The sequence below is a fragment of the Actinoplanes solisilvae genome, assembly GCF_003999975.1.
Classification (GTDB): Bacteria; Actinomycetota; Actinomycetes; order Mycobacteriales; family Micromonosporaceae; genus Actinoplanes; species Actinoplanes solisilvae.
In genome coordinates, this window is sequence record NZ_RJAC01000008.1 from 210,170 (window position 1) to 233,185 (window position 23,016).

Annotated in this window: 28 protein-coding genes and 4 tRNA genes; 15 read left to right on the top strand and 17 right to left on the bottom strand. The window is 71.9% G+C overall.

The window, feature by feature from the left end:
* Window positions 1-100: 100 nt before the first annotated feature.
* Genes EER30_RS22055 through EER30_RS47225 form a run of 4 tightly spaced genes read left to right on the top strand, consistent with a single transcriptional unit; the run spans window position 101 to window position 5,935 of the window.
* Window positions 101-2,767, top strand: coding sequence for a helix-turn-helix transcriptional regulator (locus EER30_RS22055; RefSeq protein WP_127502401.1), 2,667 nt, complete (start codon window positions 101-103; stop codon window positions 2,765-2,767).
* Window positions 2,768-2,775: 8 nt separating this feature from the next.
* Window positions 2,776-3,171 (top strand): carboxymuconolactone decarboxylase family protein, encoded by a 396-nt coding sequence (locus tag EER30_RS22060; RefSeq protein WP_240670223.1) that lies wholly within the window; start codon window positions 2,776-2,778, stop codon window positions 3,169-3,171.
* A gap of 11 nt (window positions 3,172-3,182) precedes the next feature.
* Window positions 3,183-5,741: a helix-turn-helix transcriptional regulator gene (locus tag EER30_RS22065; protein ID WP_205650349.1), complete on the top strand. Its 2,559-nt coding sequence runs from the start codon at window positions 3,183-3,185 to the stop codon at window positions 5,739-5,741.
* Window positions 5,742-5,776: 35 nt separating this feature from the next.
* Window positions 5,777-5,935 (top strand): hypothetical protein, encoded by a 159-nt coding sequence (locus tag EER30_RS47225; protein ID WP_164842440.1) that lies wholly within the window; start codon window positions 5,777-5,779, stop codon window positions 5,933-5,935.
* A gap of 88 nt (window positions 5,936-6,023) precedes the next feature.
* Here the strand turns inward: EER30_RS47225 and EER30_RS22070 are convergent, their stop codons facing one another.
* Complete coding sequence (locus EER30_RS22070) at window positions 6,024-6,386, bottom strand: ADP-ribosylation/crystallin J1 (RefSeq protein WP_205650360.1); 363 nt, start codon at window positions 6,384-6,386, stop codon at window positions 6,024-6,026.
* A gap of 59 nt (window positions 6,387-6,445) precedes the next feature.
* Between EER30_RS22070 and EER30_RS22075 the strand changes: the two genes are divergently transcribed.
* Complete coding sequence (locus tag EER30_RS22075; protein WP_127502403.1) at window positions 6,446-7,105, top strand: GNAT family N-acetyltransferase; 660 nt, start codon at window positions 6,446-6,448, stop codon at window positions 7,103-7,105.
* On the opposite strand, the gene EER30_RS22080 is transcribed toward EER30_RS22075, so the two are convergent.
* A complete protein-coding gene (locus tag EER30_RS22080) occupies window positions 7,084-7,809 on the bottom strand; it encodes a hypothetical protein (RefSeq protein ID WP_240670224.1) in 726 nt (241 codons plus the stop codon). The genes EER30_RS22075 and EER30_RS22080 overlap by 22 nt on opposite strands.
* A gap of 68 nt (window positions 7,810-7,877) precedes the next feature.
* On the opposite strand from EER30_RS22080, the gene EER30_RS22085 reads away from it, so the two are divergent.
* On the top strand, window positions 7,878-8,141 hold the full coding sequence (locus tag EER30_RS22085; protein WP_127502404.1) for a hypothetical protein: 264 nt from the start codon (window positions 7,878-7,880) through the stop codon (window positions 8,139-8,141).
* Window position 8,142: 1 nt separating this feature from the next.
* On the opposite strand, the gene EER30_RS22090 is transcribed toward EER30_RS22085, so the two are convergent.
* Window positions 8,143-8,340, bottom strand: a complete 198-nt coding sequence (locus EER30_RS22090) for a hypothetical protein (RefSeq protein WP_127502405.1) — start codon at window positions 8,338-8,340, stop codon at window positions 8,143-8,145.
* A 236-nt stretch (window positions 8,341-8,576) separates the two neighbouring features.
* Between EER30_RS22090 and EER30_RS22095 the strand changes: the two genes are divergently transcribed.
* Window positions 8,577-9,041 (top strand): hypothetical protein, encoded by a 465-nt coding sequence (locus tag EER30_RS22095; RefSeq protein ID WP_127502406.1) that lies wholly within the window; start codon window positions 8,577-8,579, stop codon window positions 9,039-9,041.
* A 68-nt stretch (window positions 9,042-9,109) separates the two neighbouring features.
* Here EER30_RS22095 and EER30_RS22100 read toward each other — a convergent pair whose 3' ends face one another.
* Together EER30_RS22100 and EER30_RS22105 are read right to left on the bottom strand one after the other, a co-directional pair.
* A complete protein-coding gene (locus tag EER30_RS22100; protein ID WP_127502407.1) occupies window positions 9,110-10,498 on the bottom strand; it encodes an alkaline phosphatase PhoX in 1,389 nt (462 codons plus the stop codon).
* 103 nt (window positions 10,499-10,601) lie between these two features.
* The gene (locus tag EER30_RS22105; protein ID WP_240670225.1) at window positions 10,602-11,258 is read right to left on the bottom strand and encodes an HAD family hydrolase; all 657 of its coding nucleotides are present in this window, start codon (window positions 11,256-11,258) and stop codon (window positions 10,602-10,604) included.
* 81 nt (window positions 11,259-11,339) lie between these two features.
* On the opposite strand from EER30_RS22105, the gene EER30_RS22110 reads away from it, so the two are divergent.
* The gene (locus tag EER30_RS22110) at window positions 11,340-12,056 is read left to right on the top strand and encodes an SIMPL domain-containing protein (RefSeq protein WP_127502408.1); all 717 of its coding nucleotides are present in this window, start codon (window positions 11,340-11,342) and stop codon (window positions 12,054-12,056) included.
* Here the strand turns inward: EER30_RS22110 and EER30_RS22115 are convergent.
* From EER30_RS22115 to EER30_RS22130, 4 genes are all read right to left on the bottom strand, one after another.
* Window positions 12,053-13,042 (bottom strand): hypothetical protein, encoded by a 990-nt coding sequence (locus EER30_RS22115; protein ID WP_127502409.1) that lies wholly within the window; start codon window positions 13,040-13,042, stop codon window positions 12,053-12,055. The genes EER30_RS22110 and EER30_RS22115 overlap by 4 nt on opposite strands.
* A gap of 11 nt (window positions 13,043-13,053) precedes the next feature.
* The gene (locus EER30_RS22120) at window positions 13,054-13,803 is read right to left on the bottom strand and encodes a phosphotransferase (RefSeq protein WP_127502410.1); all 750 of its coding nucleotides are present in this window, start codon (window positions 13,801-13,803) and stop codon (window positions 13,054-13,056) included.
* 28 nt (window positions 13,804-13,831) lie between these two features.
* On the bottom strand, window positions 13,832-14,659 hold the full coding sequence (locus tag EER30_RS22125) for an MBL fold metallo-hydrolase (RefSeq protein ID WP_127502411.1): 828 nt from the start codon (window positions 14,657-14,659) through the stop codon (window positions 13,832-13,834).
* Window positions 14,660-14,877: 218 nt separating this feature from the next.
* Window positions 14,878-15,312 carry a universal stress protein gene (locus tag EER30_RS22130; protein WP_127502412.1) on the bottom strand — a complete coding sequence of 145 codons (435 nt, stop codon included), beginning with the start codon at window positions 15,310-15,312 and terminating at the stop codon, window positions 14,878-14,880.
* 90 nt (window positions 15,313-15,402) lie between these two features.
* Here EER30_RS22130 and EER30_RS22135 point away from each other — a divergent pair, with 90 nt between their 5' ends.
* Window positions 15,403-15,996 carry a TetR/AcrR family transcriptional regulator gene (locus EER30_RS22135; protein WP_127502413.1) on the top strand — a complete coding sequence of 198 codons (594 nt, stop codon included), beginning with the start codon at window positions 15,403-15,405 and terminating at the stop codon, window positions 15,994-15,996.
* Here the strand turns inward: EER30_RS22135 and EER30_RS22140 are convergent.
* A complete protein-coding gene (locus EER30_RS22140) occupies window positions 15,993-17,177 on the bottom strand; it encodes a zinc-dependent alcohol dehydrogenase (protein WP_127502414.1) in 1,185 nt (394 codons plus the stop codon). The two genes, EER30_RS22135 and EER30_RS22140, sit on opposite strands and share 4 nt — an antisense overlap.
* Window positions 17,178-17,254: 77 nt before the next feature.
* Between EER30_RS22140 and EER30_RS22145 the strand changes: the two genes are divergently transcribed.
* From EER30_RS22145 to EER30_RS22165, 5 genes are read left to right on the top strand one after another with little or no spacing between them, the layout of a single operon-like run.
* Window positions 17,255-18,193, top strand: coding sequence for an SDR family NAD(P)-dependent oxidoreductase (locus tag EER30_RS22145; RefSeq protein ID WP_164842441.1), 939 nt, complete (start codon window positions 17,255-17,257; stop codon window positions 18,191-18,193).
* Window positions 18,194-18,240: 47 nt separating this feature from the next.
* A complete protein-coding gene (locus EER30_RS22150) occupies window positions 18,241-19,137 on the top strand; it encodes an acyl-CoA dehydrogenase (protein WP_127502415.1) in 897 nt (298 codons plus the stop codon).
* Window positions 19,131-19,853 (top strand): PIG-L deacetylase family protein, encoded by a 723-nt coding sequence (locus tag EER30_RS22155; protein ID WP_127502416.1) that lies wholly within the window; start codon window positions 19,131-19,133, stop codon window positions 19,851-19,853. The genes EER30_RS22150 and EER30_RS22155 overlap by 7 nt, the downstream gene beginning before the upstream one ends.
* Complete coding sequence (locus tag EER30_RS22160; RefSeq protein ID WP_127502417.1) at window positions 19,850-20,458, top strand: SAM-dependent methyltransferase; 609 nt, start codon at window positions 19,850-19,852, stop codon at window positions 20,456-20,458. The genes EER30_RS22155 and EER30_RS22160 overlap by 4 nt, the downstream gene beginning before the upstream one ends.
* Window positions 20,455-21,120, top strand: a complete 666-nt coding sequence (locus EER30_RS22165) for a glycosyltransferase family 2 protein (protein ID WP_127502418.1) — start codon at window positions 20,455-20,457, stop codon at window positions 21,118-21,120. The genes EER30_RS22160 and EER30_RS22165 overlap by 4 nt, the downstream gene beginning before the upstream one ends.
* 3 nt (window positions 21,121-21,123) lie before the next feature.
* Here EER30_RS22165 and EER30_RS22170 read toward each other — a convergent pair whose 3' ends face one another.
* Window positions 21,124-21,486: a ChaB family protein gene (locus EER30_RS22170; protein ID WP_127502419.1), complete on the bottom strand. Its 363-nt coding sequence runs from the start codon at window positions 21,484-21,486 to the stop codon at window positions 21,124-21,126.
* Between the two features lie 74 nt (window positions 21,487-21,560).
* Here EER30_RS22170 and EER30_RS22175 point away from each other — a divergent pair, with 74 nt between their 5' ends.
* The gene (locus EER30_RS22175; protein WP_127502420.1) at window positions 21,561-21,848 is read left to right on the top strand and encodes a DUF1905 domain-containing protein; all 288 of its coding nucleotides are present in this window, start codon (window positions 21,561-21,563) and stop codon (window positions 21,846-21,848) included.
* Here EER30_RS22175 and EER30_RS22180 read toward each other — a convergent pair.
* The 6 genes from EER30_RS22180 to EER30_RS22205 all read right to left on the bottom strand — a co-directional run bounded on the left by EER30_RS22180 (window position 21,841) and on the right by EER30_RS22205 (window position 23,016).
* The gene (locus EER30_RS22180; protein ID WP_164842442.1) at window positions 21,841-22,341 is read right to left on the bottom strand and encodes a DUF302 domain-containing protein; all 501 of its coding nucleotides are present in this window, start codon (window positions 22,339-22,341) and stop codon (window positions 21,841-21,843) included. The two genes, EER30_RS22175 and EER30_RS22180, sit on opposite strands and share 8 nt — an antisense overlap.
* A 10-nt stretch (window positions 22,342-22,351) precedes the next feature.
* Window positions 22,352-22,573: a hypothetical protein gene (locus EER30_RS22185; RefSeq protein ID WP_127502422.1), complete on the bottom strand. Its 222-nt coding sequence runs from the start codon at window positions 22,571-22,573 to the stop codon at window positions 22,352-22,354.
* A 103-nt stretch (window positions 22,574-22,676) separates the two neighbouring features.
* Window positions 22,677-22,747: transfer RNA gene (locus tag EER30_RS22190), tRNA-Cys, on the bottom strand.
* A 25-nt stretch (window positions 22,748-22,772) separates the two neighbouring features.
* Window positions 22,773-22,845: transfer RNA gene (locus EER30_RS22195), tRNA-His, on the bottom strand.
* Window positions 22,846-22,865: 20 nt separating this feature from the next.
* A tRNA-Val gene (locus EER30_RS22200) sits at window positions 22,866-22,937 on the bottom strand.
* A tRNA-Met gene (locus tag EER30_RS22205) sits at window positions 22,938-23,016 on the bottom strand.

A 23,016-nucleotide genomic window follows, 5' to 3' on the forward strand; every position in this document is an offset into this window, starting at 1 on the left:
AGCGATTGGTGGGCCAGGCCACGCGGGCAAAGGTCGGGTGGGGGATGTCGCCGGGGATCAGCGGGCCCAGGCTGGCGTCAGGGGAAGGGGGTCACAGGACATGGAGGTCTTGGCATCACCGATGACCGGCGTCCGCGGCCGCGAATGTGAGATCGCGGTCGCCGACGACCATCTGTCGGCGGCACGGTCGGGCGTCGGCGGAGTGCTGCTGCTGGAGGGCCCGCCGGGCATCGGGAAGTCGGCGCTGGCGGGTGAGATCGTGGCCCGCGCCCGCCGCGCCGGGATGCGGGTGCTGCGCGCCGAGTCGGCCGGACCACTGGGGCCGCTGCTGGCCGCGGTGCTCGAGGCCGACCCGCCGATCGCCGACCCGCACGATTTCCGGGCCGAGATCGGCTTCTGGATGGTGCACGACCTGGGCGTGGCCCTGGCCGAGGCGGCGGCGCGCACCCCGCTCGTGATCGTGCTCGACGGTCTCGAGGCCGACCCCGAGACCTGCGAGGCCGTACGGGTCCTGGCCGCGCGACTGCGTGACCGGGGCATCCTCTGGCTGCTCGTGCGGCGCCCGGGCCTCGCCGCACCGGTGCCCGAGGCCGAGGTGCTGCGGCTGGGCCCGCTGCCGGCGGAGGCGCGCACCGTGCTGGTCGGCGACCTCGCGCGGGCCACCCCCGCCCCGGCCCTGCTCGCGCTGGCCGCCGCCGCGGGCGGGCATCCGTCGTGGATCGCCGACCTGGTGGGCGGCCTCGACGAGGAGGGCCGCCTGACCTTCGAGGACGGCACGGCCACCCCGATCGGCGATCGGCTCCCGCGCCGGGTCACAGCCGCGCTCGCCGAACGTCTGCGGGCCCTGTCCCCCGCCGCCCGCCAGGCCGTACGGGTCGCCGCCGCCCTGCCGGTCCGGTTCACCGCCGCGCACCTGGCCGGGCTGCTGCGGGTCGGGCCGACCGACCTGGTCGAGCCGCTCGACGAGGCCGTACGGGCCGGTCTGCTCACGGTGGACGGCGGTGACCTGCGCTTCCGCGTCGCCCTGCTGCGCCAGGCGGGCCGGGAGGCGTTGCCCGACTCGCTGCGGCGCGCGCTCGAACGGGAGGCGGCCGACGTGCTGCTGCGCTCCGGGGCCGAGCCGGCCGAGGTCGCCGCGCTGCTGGCCGACACCGCCGAGGTGGGCGACCACGCGGCGATCGAGACGCTGCGCGCGTCGGCGCGGGCCATCCACGACCCGGTCACCGCGGCCGGTCTGCTGGTGCGTGCGCTCGACCTGCTCGGGCCGGGCGACGCCGACCTGGGTGTGGTGACGCTGGAGGCGCTGAGCCATCTGCGGCGCGCGGGCCGCGAGGAACAGGCCCGCACGCTGGCCGCCCGGGCCCTGGCCGCGATGCTGCCGCCGCCCGAGGAGGCGGGCGTACGGCTGGCGCTGTCCACGATGATCGACCGGCCGGCCGGGGAGCGGGCCGCCGAGAACCGGTCGGCGCTGGCGTTGCGCGGCGTCGCGTCGCCGGTGCGGTCGTGCCATGCCGCGTGGCTGGCCTACAACCTGTTGGAGGGCGGCGAGCACGGTGAGGCCGAGCGGGTCGCGCGGGCCGCGGTGGCCACGCCGGACGCGGGCGACGTCGCGCGGCTGGTGCTCGCCGGCGTGCACGCCTCCCGGGGCGCGGGCAACCTCGCCTCGGCGGCGCTCGACCGGTTGGTCAGCACGGCCGATCCCGACGACCCGTACGCGGGCCCTCGTGATCTTCTGGTGGCCGTCCTGCTGCACCATCTCGGACGCACCGACGACGCCGTGCCGGCGCTGACCGAGTGCCTGCGCCGGGCGCGCCTCGACCGCGACACCCCGCTGCTCGCGCTGGGGACCCAGCTCTCGGCGATGGTGCACCTGGTCGGCGGGCGGCTCGCCGAGGCCCGCGGTCAGGTCTCCACGATCGACGAGCCCGCCGGTCTGGCCGGGGTGCTCCGCATGATCACGCTGGCCCGGCTGGCCCAGCATCTCGGCGACTCGGCGCTGAGCCGGGCCGCCACCACCGCCGCGCGCCGCCTGCGCACCGGCGACAGCGCCGCCGGGAGTCGCTGGGCCGAACGGGTGCTGGCGCTGACCGCGGCCGCGCGGGGCGACGCCCGGCACGCCGCCCGGCTGCTGCGCGACGATCCGCTGATCCCGGCCGCGCCGCCGTTGCCGGCCGACTTCACGTTCCTGGCCATGGCCGCCCGGGTCGCCCTGGCCGCCGGGGACAAGCCGCTGCGCGAACGGCTGCTCGACGCGGCGGCGACGCTGGAGAGCGGTGCGGCCGACGCACCCGCGTTCGCCGCGGCGGCCGTACACGTGCACGGTCTGTTGACCCGGGACACCGAGGAGTTGCTGACGGCGGCCAAGCTGCAGACCGCTGCCGGGCGGCCGTTGCTCGCCGCGGGGGCCTTCGAGGACGCCGCCGCCACGGAAGCGCACGACGACGCGGTGGGGTGGCTCGAGCAGGCGCTCGCCGGCTTCTCGGAGGCCGGAGCCACGGCCGACGTCCGGCGGGTGCGACGGTCGTTACGCGAACACGGCGCGGGCCGCTCAGGACCGGCGGGCCGCTCGGACGGCGGGTGGGAGAGCCTGACCGACGCCGAGCTCAAGGTCGTGCACCTGATCGCGGCCGGGGCGACCAACCGCAGCGCCGCCCAGCAGCTCTACCTCTCCCCGCACACCGTGAACACCCACGTCCGCAACGTCTTCACCAAGCTCGGCATCAGCTCTCGCGTGCAGCTCGCCCACGTTCTCCGCGACCACTGTTAGGAGTTTCCGTGACCCGTTACGACGACGCCCTCGACACGGCCGAGAAGATGCTCGGCTTCCGATTGGAGAGGTTCCTGGGTGAGGGCGAGGGTGAGCCCGCGAACGCGGCCGATTTCAAGCGCATCGCCACCGAGCATGCGTTCGGCGACGCGTGGCCGCGTACGGAGATCATCGACACGCGCACCCGGGCACTGATCTCGGTCACGATCACAGCGTCGCTGGGCATCCTCGAACCGTTGCGCGGGCAGTTGCGGATCGCGCTGAACAACGGCGTCACCCCCGAGGAGATCGTCGAGGCGTTCATCCAGATCGCCGTCTACGCCGGGGTGGCGAGGGCGTTCGACAGCTACGCGATCGCCGCCGAGGTGTTCGCCGAGCGGGCGGCACAGGCCGAGAAGGCTTAGCCTTGTCGGCAGTGTTGGACCTGGTAGGCCGGGATGCCGACCTGGCGCGGATCGACGCGTTCGTCCGCGAGCTCGGCGCGCTGCTCGTCACCGGTGAGCCCGGGGCGGGCAAGACGACCCTGCTCGACTTCGCCGCCTCGCGGGCCCACACCCTGGGTCACGTCGTCGTGCGGGCGACCGGCGTGGAGCTCGAGTCGGACCTGCCCTATTCGGCCCTGCACGAGCTGCTGCATCCGCTGCGCGACTCCTTCGCCCCGGTGCTCGAGGTGGCGCTGGGTATCAGAGAAGGCCCTGCCCCCGTACGACCTGAGGTAGCGGACGCCGTGGTCGAGCTGCTGCGCTCCGGGCCGCCGGTGCTGATGATCGCCGATGATCTGTCGTGGATCGACCGGGCCAGTGCGAGCGTGCTCGGGATGGTCGCGGCGCGGCTCGGCGGCGTACGGGCGGGGTTGCTGGGGGCGGTGCGCATCGGGCTCGGCAGCTTCCTCGGGTACGCCGCGATCCCCGTCCACGAACTCAAGCCTCTGGACGCCTGGTCGGCCGCGCGACTGCTGGGTCAGCGTTTCCCCGACCTGTCGGCCGACGCCCGCGAGCTGGTGCTGAGCCGGGCGCGGGGCAATCCGCTGGCCCTGCTGGAGTTGCCGGCCGGGCCGACGCGGCGGTTGCGGGAGCTCTTCGTGCCGCACGTGCGGTCGCTGACCCCGGCGGCGCGGCGGCTGCTGCTGCTAGCCGCGCTCGACGCCACCGGCGACCGGCGGGTCGCGGACTCCTTCGACGGCTCTTCGTCGGCCGAGCTGGAACGTGCGCACCTGCTGCACCTGGAGGGCGCGACACTCGTGTTCCGGCATCCACTGATCCGATCGACGACGCTCGAGATGGCCACCGGCGCGGAGCTGCGCGAGGCCCACCAGCGGCTGGCGGAACTCTTCGCCGACCGGCCCGACCGCTGCGCCTGGCACCTCGGCGAGGCGACCGTCTGGCCCGACGAGAGCGTGGCCGAACGGCTCGAGGAGTCCGCGGCTTCGGTGATGCGAAGAGGCGATTTCGTACGGGCCGTGGCCGCGCTGACCCGAGCGGCGTCGCTCTCGCCGGACAGCGCCGACCGCAGTCGCCGACTCGCGCGGGCGGCGTACGTCGGCTCGCACATGACCGGCGGCCTGCGGCAGGCCCGGCAGGTGCTGGCCGACCCGCACGGCTCGCTGCAGATGGCCATGACCGCCGCGCACGTGCTGCTCAACGGCGACGGCGACGTGGACACGGCCCACCGCCTGCTGGCCGGCGCGATCGCCGACGAAACGCTGGTCAAGGACGCGGACGACGCCACGGTCGAGGAGGCGCTCTACACGCTGATGATCGTCAGCTACTTCGGCGGGCGGGCGTCGCTGTGGGAGCCGTTGCGCGCTGCTCTCGGCTCGGACGGGCCTGCGATCGTACGGCTCAGTTGTGATCTTCTGGCTGACCCGGCGCGCACGGGGGTGGCCGCGCTCGACCGGCTTTCCTCGGCGGTCGCGGGGCTTCCGGCCGAGGCCGACCCGACGAGGATCATCCGGATCGCGCTGGCCGCGCAGATCGCCGACCGGCAGCGGGACTGCGCCGACGCGCTGTGGCGGGTGGCGCGCGGCAACGTGCTGGCGGCCGGGCTGAACGCACGGATGCTGCTGAGCCGGCAGGCCTTTCACGAGGGCCGGTGGGACGACGCGCGGGAACTGGCCGACGAAGCCGCCGACCGGTGCCGCGAACACGGCTACACGCTGCTGGCCTGGCCCGGGCGGCACGTGCAGGCCCAGGTGGCGGCGGTCCGCGGCGACGACACGACGGCCATGGCGATCGCCGGGGAGATGCTGCAATGGGCGGCGCCGCGCGGCGTGCGGGTGGTGCAGACGTACGCGTGGCAGGTGCGCATGATGGTGGCGCTCGGCCGCGGCGACTTCGAACAGGCCTACCTGGACGGAATTCGCATCAGCCCGGCCGGGAAGTTGGCCTCGCACGTGCCGTACGCCCTGCTGGTCTCGCTCGACCTGGTGGAGGCGGCCGTCCGCGCGGGCCGTTCCGCCGAGGCTTTGGACCATGTGGCCGCCATGCGTACGGTCTCGCGTCTCTCGCCGCGGCAGGCGCTGTTCGTGCGTGCGGCGTCGGCGCTCGTCACCCCTGACGCGTCGGCGTTCGACCTGTTCGAGCAAGCGTTGGCGGTGCCAGGGGCGTGGCCGTTCGACGTGGCCCGGGTGCATCTGCTCTACGGCGAACGGCTGCGGCGGCTGCGTGCGGTGACGGCTGCCCGAACCCATCTGCTGGCGGCGTCGTCGGCCTTCGACCGGCTGGGCGCCGAACCGTGGTCCCAGCGGGCCGCCGCCGAATTGCGCGCCACCTCCCATTCCCGCCACGGGGGGCCATCGCTGACTCCCCAGGAATCGGAGATAGCCCGGCTGGCCGCGGCCGGCCTGACGAACAAACAGATCGGGGCCCGCCTGTTCCTCTCCCCCCGAACGGTCCAGTTCCACCTGCACCACGTCTTCGCGAAGCTGGCCATCAGTTCCCGAGCAGCCCTCCGCGACGCCCTCGACCAGCCGTAGACCCATTCCGTGCGCGAGCGACGGATCGCGCCTCCGTGCGGTCCTTCGCGGCCACGCTGGCGTTCATCGGCTTGGCGGTCGAGGGAGCCGGACCACGTGAGGTCGTCCTCGGTCCCGAGCTGATCGCCGGGGCTCTGTTCGCCGCCGCGCACAGGCCGGCGGAACAGTCCGCGGTCCACCCACCGGACCGGTAACGGGCCTGCGGGCGGCGTGTGGACGACCGACCTGGCCCGCGCCCACCGCATCGCAGCCGACCTCGAGTCCGGCATCGTGTGCGGCGTGTCAGGGGTGGTCAGAGCCATGGAATTCCGCCACTTTCTCGATGAGGCCGACGATGTTCGCGTTGAGGTCGTCGAGTTGCTCGGCCGGGATCCAGTATTCGAGGATCGTGCGGCCGCCGACCTGGTGCACCTCGTAGCGGTCGAGGAAGGATCGTCGCACCTCGAAGCGGGTCACGTAGCCCACGCCCGACGCCGGGACGTTCCAGTCCCGGGCGATCATCGTGGCGTACTCCTCGTTGAGCACCGGGTAGAAGATCGGCTGATCCGGCAGGCGCGGCGGCCAGGCCGTCCACCCTGACGCCTCCACCAGCGCCAACTCTTCAGGCCCGGTCGGCCGCCACAACGTCACAGTGTCCCCGTCGATCTGCACGGCGCCACGTTAATCGGCGGCGCCGGCCGGGTGAGCGGCGGTAACGTGCGCCGGTGTCGACCTATCCCCCGCTGAACCTGGAAGTCCGCACGCCACGGCTGACGCTGGCCGCCGCCTCCGACGAGCTGCTCGAACGACTCGTACCCCTGGTCAGGGCGGGTGTCGTCGTCGAGGGCGAGCCGGCCCCGTTCGACGACCCGATGTCGCTCTACGACGAGAGCCCCGCGCGTGAATGGCGCTGGATGCGGGCCATCTGGTCGGGCCGCTCCCGGGTCAGCGACGATTTCTGGCGGCTCTACTTCGTGGTCTGCGACGGCGGCGAACCGGTCGGCATGCAAGACCTCGTCGCCCACGAGTTCCCCGCGCTCGGCACGGTCACGACCTTCTCGTGGCTGGCTCCCGGCGCGCGTGGCCGCGGACTGGGCCGGGAGGCCCGCGCCGCGATCCTGCACCTCGCGTTCGCGGGGTTCGGCGCCCGCGAGGCGTCCAGCGAGGCCTTCGTCGACAACCACGCGTCCAACCGGGTCTCCGAAGCCGTCGGCTACTCCCGCAACGGCACCAACTGGGCCACCCGCCACGGCGAGGCGACCGAACTGCTGCGCTGGCGCATGACCCGCGACGACTGGCTGTCCCGGCGCCGCGACGACATCGAGCTCTCCGGCGTCGAGGAGTGCAAACCGGTGTTGGGGATTCAGCGCGGCGGGCTCGTGTAAAGCGTTACGCGGCAGCCCAATTCGCCCGGTTCCAGCCAGATCCGATCGTACGAGATCTGTCTGGTCCTGCCGTCGGTCGTCTTGATCATCACGACGCAGTCGCGTTCGGCCGCGACCCCGACCGCCGCGACGAGGGTGCCCTCCGACGTGATCGTGTCGACGCCGATGCCCTCCTGCGGAAACGCCGCCCGCACCTTCGATCCGAGCGTTTCCGGCGTGGCGGAGAACAGCGCGGTCTCGAGTCGTTTCGCCGCGTCCGGCGGCAACTTCAACACCGCTGCAGCCGACGGTACGGGTGGTCGCCCGATCTTCGGACAGTCGATCTCCTCGTATTCGGTGTAGCGGTACAACTGAAGCGTGTAGCGGTAACAGATCGTCGCGTCGCCCTCGGTCGTGGCCGCGTCGCGATTGCCCACCGCGGCCACCACCCGTACGTCGATGGTGGCCTTCTCGTCCCCCGACGTGCGGCCTTTCCACGCGACGGGCGTAATCCGCACCTGTTCGTCGCTCTCCGGCATCTCGGTGGCCGCGATCGTCCCGGCGTCCCGAACCCGCTCGCGATGCCCGAGCTCCTTGTTCAGCCGCTCGGCCGCCTTCGCCGCCGCATCGCGCGCGACGCCGTTGCCGTCGGCCGGCCCGATACCGCAGCCCACCAGCAGGAACGCTCCCGCCGCGAGTACGCCGCCCAGCCTCAGAATCCGCACTCGCCGAACGCTACCGCCCTGGCATCCACCTGCGACACTCGGTTCACGAGCCAGCTCCTGGAGGAATCATGTGGCCGTGGTTCATTTCCATCGTCGCCCTGTTGCTGATCGCCGCCGGCGCCGCCCTGCTCGTGCGCAGCCACCGCCGCCAGGCCGCCACGCCGCCGTCCTCGAAAGACGCCACGATGCAGCGGGCCCGCGCGGCCATGACCGGCCTCGACCGCCAGCAGCGGCGTGCGACCAAGGGCTCCATCCGCCGTGGGGGCAGCGGCAACGCCGGGGTCGACGGCACCTCGGTCGGCGGTTCGTCCGGTTCCGACGGCGGTCTCTGACCTACCGTTCCGCCGCGGCGGCTCCGATCGCCCGTGCCACCTCCGGATGCCCCAGATAGCGTTCGATCGAGTGCGGCGCGTCCGAGTTCTCGACCTCGATCTCCCTCAGCGGCTCCCCCCACGACTTGCGCAGCGGATGCCCGATCGCCACCACGTCGTTGACGTCCCAGCACGTCACCCACGGCACGCCCGGGTTCACGGACCCCTTGGTCAGGAGATTTCGCTGTACGGCGTCCAGGCCGAGCGCCGCAAGCCCGGACGATATTCGTCCGTTAGAGACCAGCCGAGCCGCTACCGAACCGGGGCGTTCACAGCACGACCGTCCTTTCGGGACAGACCGAAACCCTCGCGCGCGGGTAGAGCGCCTACCTACTCTCGGCCCGAGTGCGGAGGACGGCGGACGGCGCCCCTCCCGGAGGGAGATCAGTGCGGCACGTGAAAACGCTCAGGTGGCTCGTCGGCCTGCTCACGGTGGTGACGGTGACTCTTGTCGCCCCAGGCCCGGCACAGGCCGCGGTCCGCTGCAAGACCGGCAGCACCACCGTGGGCAGCCCGACCGGCGGGCTCGGCGCCACCGCCAGTGCGAGAGTTTGCATCGACAACTACAAAGTCAGCCTGGACCCGAACCACTACAACTACGTCAAGGACCAGAAAGCCGACGGGTACGCCGCCCGCGCCTGGTTCGAATACCACGACCTGGACTACGGCTATTTCGTCGCGGTCGGGCCGCTGGCGACGGACGACACCTCCACCTCGACCGGCACTAGAATCCCGAACGGCGGCTGGCCCGAAGCGGGCACCGACGTAGCCGCGGTGTGGGTCTGCCTCGGTTTGACGCGCCCCGGGCCCGGATCGCTGGACCGGTGCTCGCAGATCGTGGTGGAGGAATACTGGGACTGACGACGGGTGGTCGCGCCCGGCATGCGGGCCGGCGTCGAGGTCCGGCACCGGCCCGCAGAAAGCTCGGATCAGCGCCAAGGCCCCGTGATCACGCAGGTCACGCCCGGGTACTGCAGGTTGATGAACAGGTGGCGGCCGTCGGCGGTGAAGGCGGCGCCGGCCAGTTCGCTCGCGCCGGTCGGGCCGGGCTCGGGGAAGTCTTCCGGGCTCCAGTAGTGCAGGTCGAGCGGCTCGATCACCCTGGCCAGATTGACGACACCGCCCGCGGGGGTGAGCACCCGCAGGTAGTTGTCGCCGCCGGCCTCGTCCTCGCCGTCGCCGTCCTCGGCCAGCAGCAGCAGGCCGTCCGGGGAGACGCCGACCGTGTCGGGCTGGTTGAGGGTCGCCGGGTTGGGGGATTCGAAGAGCAGGCGCAGCGTTCCGGTGTCGTGGCCGGCCGGCTCGTAGCGCCACACCTGCCCGTTCTCGTGGTCGCCGGCCTCGCTGGCCACGAACGTGACGCCGCCGTCGGTCCACGCCGAGCCTTCGAGGCTCAGGAAGCGGCAGCCGCCCTTCGCGCGGCCCTGCGAGTAGACCGCGCCCGGGTTCGCCTCGGCGTCCGACGGGTCGGGCTCGTCGATGTCGACCCAGTGGGTGTCGAGCACCTCGCCGACGCGCTGGCCCTTTGACGTGTCGTACTCCTTCGAACCCGTGACCGCCAGCATCTGCAGCCGTCCCCCGGCCGCGAGCCGGCCCGGGCGGCGCGGCACGAAACGGTAGAAGCCGTCGCCGGGGTCGCCGTTGTCCTCGGTCATGTAGACGATGCCCGTACGCGGGTCGACCGGGGCGGTCTCGTGCTCGAAGCGGCCCATCGCCTTCAGCGGCACCGGCTCGACCGGCCCGCGCGCGTCCGACGGCACCTCGAACACGTAGCCGTGCGGCTTCTCCAGACCGGCGTCGAGTCCCTCGGTGCTCTCCTCGCACGACAGCCAGGAACCCCACGGCGTGGCCGCGCCGCTGCAGTTGGACAGCGTGCCGTTGAGCACCAGGAAGCTCTCGAGCAGCCGCCCCTGCGACAGGTCGTAGAGCGAGGACGTCACGCCCGAGGGAGCCGCCCGGTCGTACGCGTTCTCGCGCCCGATCGCCTTCTTGGTCACGCCGGGCAGGTCGAGGTCGACCTCGTGGTTGCGGATCAGCCGCACCCGGCCGCGGCCCTCGGAGAAGACGGCCTGTCCGTCGTGCGCGGCCGGGGTGGGCAGCCCGTCACTCATCCTGCTGCCGGCTGCGCCGAACGTACGGTAGGAGAACCCCGCGGGCAGCGCCAGCTCCTTGCCGGCCTTCTTCAACGGCCCCCAGCCGTCGACCGGGCGGCGGCCGGCCTGAGAAGCCTGGGCCGGAACCACCGCGCCCGGGACCACCAGACCGCCGACCAGGCCGATCCCGGTCGCCGCCAACACATCGCGCCTGCTCATCGTCATGGCCGACACGCTGGCTCGGTTGCGTGAACAGAAAGCTGCGGCATCATGATGACTTCCCAACCATGGACTGATACGTCCACGTCTCGACAGCCGTGGAAACAGGCTATTCGAGCCGGGCGACCGCGGTGGTGACCTCGGGGAAGACATCGACGACAGCCGTGACGAATCGCGGGTCGAAGTCTTCGAGACGCCGTACGCCGCTCTGCAGGCACGCGATGAAACGGATGCCCGCACCCCCGGCCGCCACCGCGTCCCCGGGCGAATCACCGACGTAGACGCACTCGCCGGGCGTGAGACCGGTCTCGGTCAGCAGCTCGTCGAAGGCGCGCGGGTCGGGTTTGCGGAAACGGGTGTTGCCCTGGTGGTAGGCCGCGCTGATCCGTCCGTTGAGCACGTGGTCGGGGGCCAGCATGTGCGCGATCTCCGCCTCGGCGCGGGAGGTCAGCAACAGCACTTTCCGTCCGGCTGCGACCAACTCGTCCAGCGCCGCCAGGTTCTCCGGCGGGATCACGTCGAGCTTGCCGGCGGCCAGATATTCCTGGTGGGCGGGCGGGAACAGCTCGGCGAAGCGGGCGAGGTCCACGCCGGGCGACCGCGCCGGCATGGCGTCGAGCAGCACCTCGCCCCAGGTCGACCGATGCACCGTACGGTCCATGGGTGGGCGGCCCATTCGGGCGAGGACGTCGTTGACCAGGTCGAACGAGGCGGCCTCGGTCATGCACAGGGTGTCGTCGACGTCGATGATCACGGCTCGAACCACACCCGCACCCTAACGTGGAGGGAACCCGCGGCCCGGGCTCCCTGCAGACCCCTCCCTTTCCCCCGATATACCCTAAACTGCATGAAACAGACAATTCTCCGTACGGCATCGGCCGGCCTGGCGATGATCGCCATGATCGGCGGTCTTCCGGCGGCAGCCTCGGCGGAGCCCGCTTCCGTCGAGAGCGTGGTCGTCACCGGTTCGGGCGCGGCGTTCGGCACGCCCGACACGCTCGAGGCCAGTTTCGCGGTGGAGACCAACGCGAAGACGGTTGGCGACGCCCTGAACCGGGCCAACACGGCGACCACGAAGATGCGCGACGCGCTCGTCCGCGGCGGCGTCGCCAAGGCCGACCTGCAGACGTCGAACGTCACCGTCAGCTCGACCCGCAAGGAAGACGGGCCCATCACCGGCTACGTCGTCAACCAGGGCCTCACCGCGAAGATCCGGAACCTGCCGAAGGGCGGCGCGCTCATGTCCGCGGCCATCGCGGCCGGCGGCGACGCGTCCCGGCTCAACGGCGTCTCGTTCGCGATCGAGGACGACGCCGCGCTGCTCGTCGACGCCCGCAAGAAGGCGTTCGCCGACGCTCGCAAGAAGGCCGAACTGTTCGCCCGCGAGGCCGGCCGCCCGCTCGGCCGTGTGATCAAGGTGAGCGAGGCGGCTCCCGGCTACTCGCCGCAGACCGCCTACAAGCACGACTTCGCCGCCGACGCCCCGGTCCCGATGGAGCCCGGCGTACAACGCCTGACCGCGACCGTCACCGTGGAATGGGCCCTCGACACCCCGAAGCCCTAGTCGCCGAGAACCGGCCGCATCGCCCCCGAGATGCGGCCGGAAGGGTCCTGGTCGATCACGTACGGCGGGGGCATCCACGGCGGTTGTTCGAGAAGCATGGGGCGGCCGGGTGGCAGCACCGGGGCCAGTGCGCGGAACGGGCCCTCGGCGGCGGCCAGGTCGTAGTCCTGGAACGTGGGGGTGGCCAGCAGCGCCACGCCACCGCGGTCGAGGGCCCGGACCTCGGCGAACGCGCCGGTCGCAGCCAGCGCGGACGCGCCACCCAGCTTCGCGGCCAGTTCCTCGGGCACGATCGTCAGCCAGTCGTGGCCGCGCAGGATCTCGCGGGAGCGCCCGATCGTCTGGTCGGAGTCGCGGCGAGCGTTGACGAAACCGGGGACGTGCGGGTTCATGGTGTTCTCGATGGCGGTCTCGCCCATGCCCCGGTAGTAGGCGATCTGCCCGTACCCGGGATTGGCGAGATCGGCGACGGAGCAGAGAGCGGTCAGCCACTTCCTCTGGGTCGCGGGGTCGGTGAACGCCGACTCGCGCAGGTAGCCGCTGAGCCGGAGCCAGCCGGGCGACCGCTCGACCGGGCTGATCGCCAGGTACTGCGGGCCGCCCACGGGTCGCCCGCCTCCCGACACCCGAGCGAACGTCAGATGGACCTCGCGCGGCATGTCGGCCAGCTCCGCGCGCAGCCACGCGAGGCCCTTGTCCGACAGCACCCGCGTCGTGCGCCGCTCTCGCTCCACCCGGGCCGTGACGTACTCGTCCCCGGGCTTCAACCGCTTGAGGGCGGTTCCCTCGACGACCGGAAGTTTCGCCATGTCAGCGGCGGGAGCGAGCGCCCTCGTCAACTGGACCGCCCACTCGTAGGCGAGCTCGGCCAGTTCGGCGGCGTCGCCTTCGACGTTGAGCTGCACCTCCACGGTGTGGTCCGGCGGAGGCGCGGCCGCCCACAGCGCCTGCTGAATTCGCCGCTGCTCGGCGGTCACCTCATACACAGCCGAGAAGGCTACGACATGCGCGCTTTGAGCACGTCAACCTCACAGCCCGGGGCGTACGGGTCGAAGCCGTGCTCGGCCAGCCAACGGACGTTGAGAAGGCTGCGCAGCGACCACCACGCGCGGACAGCGGCCGGGTCGGCGCCGGAGCCGGAGCCGTAGCCGGCGAGCAGGTCGGCAAGGCGGTCCTCGTGGCCCAGCGTCAACGTAGCGAGGTCGAACATGGGGTCGCCCTGGCCGGCCTCGGACCAGTCGAGCACGCCGGTGACCCGATCGCCGTCGGTGAAGATGTGAGTGATCTGCAGGTCGCCGTGCGTGAACGCGGGCGTGAAGGAACGGAAGGCGGCCTCGGCGACCTCACGATTGCGGGCGACCAGGTCGGCGGGCAGCATCCCGTTCGCGACGAGCAGTTCGCACTCGGCCTCCAGCTCCGCCCGGACCGCCGAGTCGGCCCTGCGACCGGGCCGCGTGGGCAGGGGCGCGTCGTGCAGGGTGCGGACGGCCGCACCTGCGGCGGCCCACGCGGCGGCCGAAGCGGGCGACGGTTCACCGAGGCGGCCGAGGGCCTCGCCGGGAAGGGCGCCGAGCGCGATCACCGACGGTTGGCGCCACAGAATCGGGGCCGTCGGGATCGGCGCCGCCGCCATGGCCTCGGCCTCGGCGTCCAGCCGCGCCGGGTCCCCGTCCACCTTCAGAAAGACATCACCGACGCGCAGCGTCACCCGCTCGGAGTGAGCAACCACAACCTGAACCTCGTCCACACGGGTCAGTATCGCTGGCGATGTTCTCTCAGGACTCGTACGAGGCGCCGCGGTCATTTCTCTCGGCGAGGCGCTGAGCCTGACCGTTGTGCACTTCGACCACCCACTCCCACCCGGCCTTGGCCGCCGGGCCGATGCGTGGGTCGCTGGGCAGTCGACCGTCACGCAGATCGAGCACGTAACCGCGGTCCTGCTCGATGCGTGCGCGAATTTCGCCGCCGACTGAGCCGTGGCCGGGGATGAGGACGTCGACGTCGCCGGCGATGTTCTCCAGCCGGTGCAGTGCTGCCAGATAGTCGTCGATCGGGTCGGACGCCGCGTCCAGGTCGAGCATCGGGATCAGGACGTCGGAGAGCATGTCGCCGGCCACGAGGACGCCGAGTTCCTCGATGAACAGCGCCGCGTGACCCGGTGCGTGCGCCCGATGCTCGATGATCCGGACCGCCGGGCCGTCCCACGGAATCCGGTGCGTCCCGCTGGGCAGGGCGGTGATCTGGCCGAGCAGGTCGAGCGGGACCTGCCCGGCGATCTCGGTCTCGGCCAGGTGGTCGGCGATGCGGGCCTTCGCGCCGGGGTCGGACAGCTCCTTCTGGACAGCGGCCGCGCAGCGGGCTGTGCCGTAGCGCGGGACCGTGCCGAACCGGGGGTGCCAGAGCAGATGGTCCCAGTCCGGGTGCGTGGAGAACCCGGCCACAACGGTTTGGCCGGAGAGGTCGTTCGCGAGGCAGGCCAGCTCGTGTTCCTGCAAACCCGGGTCGATGAGCAGCACGCCGTCGCGGCCCGGCACGACGGTCGTGTTGGTTTGCAGGAACTCGCTCTCGTGGACGAGCACACCCTTCGCGACCTGCGTCAGCATGCCCCTACCCTATTCAGGAGCGCAGGACCGCGCGGCCTTCGACGTTGCCGGAGCGCATGCGGTCGAGGGCCTCGGCGGCTTCCGAGGCGGCAACCGATTGGTGAAGGTGGCGCGGGCGGTCGACGCACACGACCGCGAGCCACCCTGAGAGCGGCCGTCTCAGGGTGCGCGCGTTCGCCGGGATGGGGTGGGCGGTACTGCGACTTCAAAGCGGTCGGCTAAGGCACGACGGTGACCGGCCAGCGGCCGCAGCGTACGAGCTTCGAGGCGATCGAGCCGGCCAGACGGTGCACGATCTTGGCTGAGCGGCCCACGATCACCGCGTCGGCCCGCACCTCGTGGGCGACGTCGGAGATCTCGGTGAACGGCTCGCCCGCGCGGATCATCAGGCGCGCGTCGACGGAGAAGGGCCCCATGCGGTCGAGCAGCAGGGCCCGGAGCTCCTGTTCGACCTCGTCCTGAGTCTCGATCACCGTGGCGACCGCACCGCCGCCGTCGGCCAGCGGCAGCAGGCCCGAGGGCGGCGTGCGCACATAGACGGCGACGAGGCGGCTGCCCTGACGACGGGCCAGACCCATCGCGTATGCCGCCGCGCGCAGGGACGACGTGGAACCGTCGACGCCCACCAGGATCGTGCCCGGCCCGTCCCGCATGACTCCTCCACGCCCCGAATTACTGAACGCTCGGTGTTCCGATATCTAGAGTGTATCTTTACGGTTACCGTTCAGCAATGTGGGGGGCAGATGACGCAAACGTCGCCCGGACGGCCCCGCGATCCCGACGTCGACCGCCGCATCGCGCGGGCCGCTCTCGACCTGTTCGGCGACGCCGGGTGGGCCGGGTTCGCGATGGAGTCCGTGGCGCGCCGTGCCGGGGTCGGCAAGGCCTCGCTCTACCTGCGCTGGAGCAGCAAGGAGGCGCTGCTGACCGACGCGCTGACGGCGAGCCTGCCGCACGTCAGCGACGTCGACACCGGCACGCTGCGCGGCGACCTGGCCGAGCTGGCGACCCAGATCCTCGGGCTCTACGCCGGCCCGTTCAGCCGGGCCGCGCTGCGCCTGACCCTCGACGCGGCGACCATCCCCGGCATCGCCGAGCACTACCAGGCCACCCGCGACGCCCAGATCCAGGCGGCCCGCGCGATCGTGCGCCGTGGCATCGCCCGCGGCGAACTACCCGCGGCCACGAGCGTCACGATGCTCATCAACACGGTGATCGGCGGCGCGATGATGCACGCGATGACCACCCCGCCCGGCAAGCGCGCCGCCCTGGCCGCCGACACCCCCCGCCAGGCCCGCCGCCTGGTCGACTTCGTGCTGCAATCGGTGAGCGGTTAGGGCTTCAGGACCGCCTTGATGCAGCCGTCCTCCTTGTTCTTGAAGATCTCGTAGGCGTGCGGCGCGTCCTCCAGCGGGAGGCGGTGGGTCGTCAGGTCGTCGACGCCGAGCGGGTCGTCGTCGCCGGTCAGCAGGGGCATGATCTCGTCGACCCACTGCTTGACGTGGGCCTGGCCCATCCGCATCGTGACGCCCTTGTCGAACAGGTCCATCATCGGGAACGGGTCGGCCTGGCCGCCGTAGACGCCGATGATCGAGATCGTGCCCGAACGGCGTACGGAAGAGAACGCCGTACGCAGCGCGCCCATCCGGTCGACGCCGATCGTCTCGGTCGCCTTGCGGGCCAGCGCGTCGGGCAGCATCCCCGCCGCCTTCATCGCGCCCGCCTGGAACGGCGTGCCGTGCGCCTCCATGCCGACCGCCTCGATCACCGAGTCGGCGCCGCGGCCACCGGTCAGTTCGCGCACGGCGGCCGGCACGTCGTCGATCTCGTCGAAGTTGAGCACCTCGATGCCGTGCCGCGCGGCCATCGCGAGTCGCTCGGGCACGTTGTCGACGGCGAGCACGCGTTCCGCGCCGAGGTGCCGGGCGATCCGCGCCGACATCTGGCCGATCGGTCCGAGGCCGGTGACCAGCACCGTGGCGCCGGGCTCGATGTCGGCCCACTTCGCGGCCTGCCACGACGTGGTCAGTACGTCGGACAGGAACAGGTAGCGCTCGTCGGGGTGGCCGTCCGGCACCTTGATCGGCCCGAACTGGGCCTGCGGCACCCGCAGGTATTCGGCCTGGGCGCCGGGCACCTGGCCGTAGAGCTTGGTGTAGCCGAACAGCGAGGCACCCTTGTTCTGCGACACGACCTGGGTGGTCTCGCACTGGGCGAAGTAGCCCTTGCGGCAGAACCAGCAGTGCCCGCACGAGATGTTGAACGGGATGACCACGCGATCGCCCGGCTTGATGTGGGTGACCTCGGCGCCGACCTCCTCGACGATGCCCATCGGCTCGTGCCCGAGGATGTCGCCGGCGTCGATGTACATGCCGAGGACGTCGTACAGATGCAGGTCGGACCCGCAGATGGCGGTCGAGGTCATCCGCACGACCGCGTCGGTCGGTTCCTGGATGACCGGGTCGGGCACGGTCTCGACGGATACCTTGCCGGTTCCTTGCCAGGTGAGTGCCCGCATGCGAAACGCCTCCAGTAATTAGATGCACGAGTGCAAGCAGGCGGATACCCGCGTTCTGACCGGGTATGCGGACGCTCATGACTTCGCGCGTGGTGGTGCTGACCGGAGCTTCGAGCGGTATCGGACGGGCGGCGGCCGTGGCTTTCGCCCGCCGGGGCGACCGGGTGGTGCTGGCCGCCCGCAGCGCCGACGACCTGACGGAAACGGCTCTGGCCTGCGGGAACGACGCTCTCGTGGTGCCCGCCGACGTCACCATTCGGGAAGATCTGGAGGGCCTCGTCGGAAAAGCCGTCGAGCGGTACGGCCGGATCGATGTCTGGGTCGACACCGCCGCCGTCATGGCGTACGGGAAATTCGAGGACCTGCCGCCCGAGGTGTTCGACCGGGTGGTCACGACCGACCTGCTCGGCCCCGCGAACGTGGCCCGCGCCGCGCTGCGCCGGTTCCGCACCCAGGGCCACGGCACGCTGGTCCTGGTCGGGTCGCTGCTGGCCCACGTCACGGTGCCGTACATGTCGGCCTACGTGACGTCGAAGTGGGGACTGCGGGGACTGACCCGCACGCTGCGCCAGGAGACCCGGGACGCGCCGGACATCCACGTCTGCTCGCTGGTACCGGGCAGCGTCGACACCCCCATCTACACCAGCGCGGCGAACTACGCCGGCTTCGTCGGCCGCCCGCCGCCCCCGGTCGACTCCGCCGAGCGCATGGCCGCGCGCATCGTGCGGCTGGCCGCCAAACCGCGCCGTGAGGCCTCGGTCGGCGCCACCAACCGCGTCATCGAGCTCGGCTTCGGCCTGTTTCCCCCGCTGTACGACGCCCTGGTCACCACCCTGATACGCAAGGGCGGCCTGTCGCGCCAGGAGATCGGCCCGCACGACGGCAACGTCTTCGCGGCCCGCCCGCGGGTCGACGGCGGTCCCGGCCGGTGGAGCCGTACGCAGGTGGGCGCCGCGGTCGGAGCGCTCACGCTCGCCGCCGGCGTCTCGGCCCGACGCTTGCTGTCAGGAAAGTAACGTCCCGCATACCCGCCCCGGTTCCGGGGTACTCCGTGACCGTGCCCATGATCGATTCTCCGGACCTTCCGCTGCCCGGCAAGGGCGCCACCTCGGAACGCCTCCGGAAACTGGCCGAACTCGGCCGACGCGACCTGGTCGCCGCCCGGCTGGGCGAGGGACACGCCGACGCCGTGGCGATCCGTGCCGAGCTCGGCGACGACGGCCCGGCCGACAACCGCGAGCGCTGGGGTGTCTGGGCCGCGAACCCGAAATCCGTACGCGCCTCGTTCTCGGCCGGCGGCTGGCAGCTCACCGGTGATCGTCCGTGGTGCTCGGGGGCTGCCTGGTGCACGCACGCGCTGGTCACCGCCGAGGCCGACGACGGCATCCGCCTCTTCGCGGTGACCAACCGGCCGCCGTACGCCGTGCCCGTCGACGGCACCTGGCCCGCGGTCGGCATGGCGGCCAGCGACAGCCGCACGATCCGCTTCACTCAGGCGCCCGCCCGTCCCGTCGGAGAGCCCGGCGAGTACGTCGACCGGCCCGGCTTCTGGCACGGCGGCATCGGCGTCGCCGCGTGCTGGTACGGCGGCGCCCTCGGCGTGGCCGACACCCTGCGCGCCTCGACCAGACGTGACCCGCACACGCTGGCCCACCTGGGCGCGGTCGACGTGGCCCTGGGCGCGGCCCGCGCCGTGCTGGCCGAGGCCGCGGCGACGATCGACGCCGACCCGACCGCGAACCAGCACCGGCTGGCCCTCCGCGTACGGGCCACCGTCGAGGCCGCCGCCACCGAAGTGCTCGACCGGGTGGGCCGCGCGCTCGGCGCCGGACCGCTGTGCCGCGACGAGGCCCACGCCCACCGGGTCGCCGACCTGACCGTCTACCTGCGGCAGAGCCACGCCGAGGCCGACCTCGAACAGCTCGGCCGCCTGATCGCTGAGGGTGAGCCGTCGTGGTGAGGCCGATCTCCGGTCTCGGCACACCGGAACAGCAGTGGGAGGCCTGGCCCGCGATTCAAGGGTGGCCGGCGCTGCCCCTCGGCGACGCGGGCACTCCCCTGGTCGTCGCGCCGCACCCGGACGACGAGATCCTCGGGGTGGCCGGTCTGCTCGCCCTGCTCGGCACGGCCGAACTGGTCGCGGTCACCGACGGCGAGGCCTCCCACCCCGGCTCGACCGTCCACTCCCAGGACGAGCTGGCCGCGATCCGGCGCGACGAGACGACCGAGGCGCTGCGCCGGCTGGGTCTGCAGGGCGCGGTCGAGCATCGTCTCGGGCACCCCGACGGGAAGATCGACGAGGACGCGCTGACCTCGGCGCTGACCGGGCTGCTGACGCCCGGACGGTGGTGCCTGGCCACGTGGCGCGAGGACGGCCACCCCGACCACGAGGCGGTCGGCCGGGCGGCGGCTGCGGCGTGCGCGGCCACGGGGGCGGTCCTGCTCGAATATCCGATCTGGGCGTGGCACTGGGCCGTTCCCGACGATCCCCGGGTGCCGTGGCGGAAGGCGTACCGGATCGATCTTGATCTGGGCGCCCGGGAGGCGAAAGCCGCTGCGATCGCCGCCTTCCCCAGCCAGATCGCGGCCCTGGGACCCGAGCCGGCCGACGCCGCGATCCTGCCGCCGCACGTGCTCGCCCGGTTCTCGCGCCCGTTCGAGGTGGTGCTGCGATGACCACGCCGCTGACCTACTTCGAGGATCTGTACGCCGGCAGCGGCGACCCGTGGAACTTCTCCACCCGCTGGTACGACGCCCGCAAGCACGCGCTGACCGTCGACGCGCTGCCGTCACGCCACTATCGGTCCGCGTTCGAACCCGGCTGCTCCACCGGACGGCTCAGCGCCCTGCTGGCCGAACGCTGCGAACGGCTGCTCTCGGTCGACGCCGTCCCAGCCGCCGTCGCCACCGCCGCACCCCTGCTGGCCGCGTTCCCGCATGTCACCGTCCGCACCGCCCGGATGCCGGCCGAATGGCCGGACGAGACGTTCGACCTGGTCGTGCTCTCCGAGCTCGGCTACTACTTCGACGACCGCGACCTCGGCACCCTGCTCGACCACGCGATCGCCACGCTCGAGCCGGGTGGTGACCTCGTCGCCGTGCACTGGCGGCACCCGGTCGACGAGCACGCCCGCTCCGGCGACGATGTGCACGAACGCCTCGCCGCCCGGCCCGGCCTCACCCGGCTGGCCCGGCACGAGGAGGCCGACTTCCTGCTCGAGGTCTACACCCGTACGCCACCCGAGGCTCTCTCGGTGGCCCAGCGCGAGGGATTGGCATGAACAAGATCGCGGTTGTCGTCCCCGCCCACGACGAGGGTGACCTGCTGCCGGCCTGCCTGCGCAGCCTCAACGCGGCCACGTCCCCGGTTCCCGTCGAGATCATCGTCGTCGCCGACGCCTGCGGCGACGACACCGCCGCCCTGGCTGCCGCGGCCGGGGCGACCGTGCTGACGACGTCGTTCCGCAACGTCGGGCGGGCCCGCGCGGCCGGCATGGACCACGCCCTGCGCCACGGCCCCGACGGACTCTGGCTGGCCACGACCGACGCCGACAGCACCGTCCCGCGGGAGTGGCTGCTGTGGCACCAGGTGCACGCCTCGTCCGGGGCCGACCTGCTCGCCGGCACGGTGATGGTCGACGACTGGGCGGGCTGGCCGGCCGCGCTGCCCGGCCTCTACGACAGCCGGTACGCCACCACGGACGCTCACGTGCACGGGGCCAACCTGGGCATCTCGGCCGCCGCCTACCTGACCGCGGGCGGGTTCAAGCCGGTGCGCCACGACGAGGACCGCGGCCTGATCGACCAGGTGCGCGCGGCCGGCGGCCGGGTCGTCATCGACGCGACCTGCCCGGTCGTCACCAGCGCCCGCCCGATCGGACGGGCGCCGTACGGCTTCTCGGCCCACCTGACCGGCCTGGCCGCCTCCCTGCCCGCGGCCTGACGGTCAGCGGCTCGCCTTCTGGATGGCCTTGACCAGCTCGCCCTTCTTCATCTTCGTGCGCCCGCTGATGTCGAGCTTCTTCGCGACCTTGAGCAGGTGATCCTTGCTGGCGTTGGCGTCTACCCCACCGGCGGTCCTGCCCTTGCCGGTGGCGGCCCGCTTGTCACTGGGCCCCTTCTTGTCCTTCTTCTCCCAGTGATCCCCGACCTTCTCGAACGAGTGCTTGACGGCGGCGAGCGCGGTGCGATGCGCCCGCTCCCCCTCGCCGTACTCCTTCACGGCCGAGTCGTGCGCCTTGACGTACGTCCTCTGGGCCTTCTTGGGCGACCGCTTGAGCGTGCCCGGCAGAGCCGTGCTGGCCGGCATCGCAACCTCCTCGAATCGGTGGATACCGGTTCCGTTCCCCGCGGCGAGGGCTTGAAACGGGCGTACGCTGCGCCATGGCCTCGAAAACCGGACCCCTCGACATCACCTTCACGGCCACCCTGGGCAAGGCTCAGGAGGGCGACACCTGGACGTGCGTGAAGCTGCCCGGCTCGGCGACGATCTTCGGCACGCGCGGGCTGGTCAAGGTCGCGGGCACGGTCGACGGGGTGCCGTTCCACGGAGCGTTCATGGCGCTCGGCGACGGCACGCACAAGCTGCCGGTCAAGGCCGAGGTGCGGCGCGCGATCGGCAAGACCGACGGCGACGAGGTGGTCGTCCACCTCACCGAGCGGCTCAGCTGACCGCGTTCCTCAGGAGAGTCAGCACCTCTTCGTCCAGTTCGCGGGCCACCTTCGAGACACGCTCGTCCCCGTACGGGGCCACGAGGCTCGCCTCCAGGTCATAGGCCACGCGTACGGTGTCGCCGTCCTCCCAGATCAGGATCGTCGTGGGAGCGTACGACCCGGCATCGGGCACGTAACGGGTCATCTGCGTCATCGTGAACGCGTTGCCGACGATGAGGCGCACCTGGCGGCGCTGGGGCGTGTCGGGCAGCTTGCCGAGCGCCGCGTCCTGGTCGAGCCGCAGGAACTGGGTCAGCCCCGCCGGCCCGGACGTCTTCGCCACGGCGGCCTGGAACTCCTCATACGTCTCGGCCTCGTTCCAGGTCTTCACGGCCGCCTTCAGATCGGGCCGCGAAATCCCCTCGTAGATGCCGGCCAGCACGTCGTCGAACTTCTTCGTCGTCTCCAGGGTGACTCGCTCGACAGTCACCCGGCGTCGCGTCTCGGTCATGCCGTCGACGCTAATCGCTCTTGCGGCCCAGCCCATCGGTCAAATGACGCCCCCGATCCCTCAATTCCTCCGGAACCAGCATCGGCTCGACCCCGTCGCCGAGCCGCTGGGCGTCCTCGGGCCGGGCGACGACCCGGATGCCGTTGGGCCCGGCCAGCTTGACGAGCGTCTCGACCGACGCGCTCACGTCGTTGCGGGGGTGCACCACCAGGCCGAGCACGCGTCCACTCATACCTCCGACCATGCCACGCCCCGCCCGCCCCGGCAGCGGACTGCCTGATCAGGCACGCTCGCGCCGGCCGAGCTCCACAGCGGATGGCATTTCGTACCTTTCGAGGCCGCAGCCGGGATCGAACCGGCGTACGCCGCGTTGCAGGCGGCTCCCTCACCACTCGGGCATACGACCGTGTTCCTGTTTCTTCCAATTCTCGGGTGACTGACCGGATTCGAACCGGCGACCTCCGGGGCCACGACCCGGCGCTCTCGCCACTGAGCTACAGCCACAACCTTGGGCGTACGCCCGGTGCCCGCACCAGGATTCGAACCTGGGGCCCTCCCCGTGTGAAAGGGATGCTCTCCCGCTGAGCTATACGGACTGGGAGCAGGGGCGGGATTCGAACCCACGGTTTCCGGCTTATGAGACCGGCGAGGACGACCTGGCTCCTCTACCCTGCA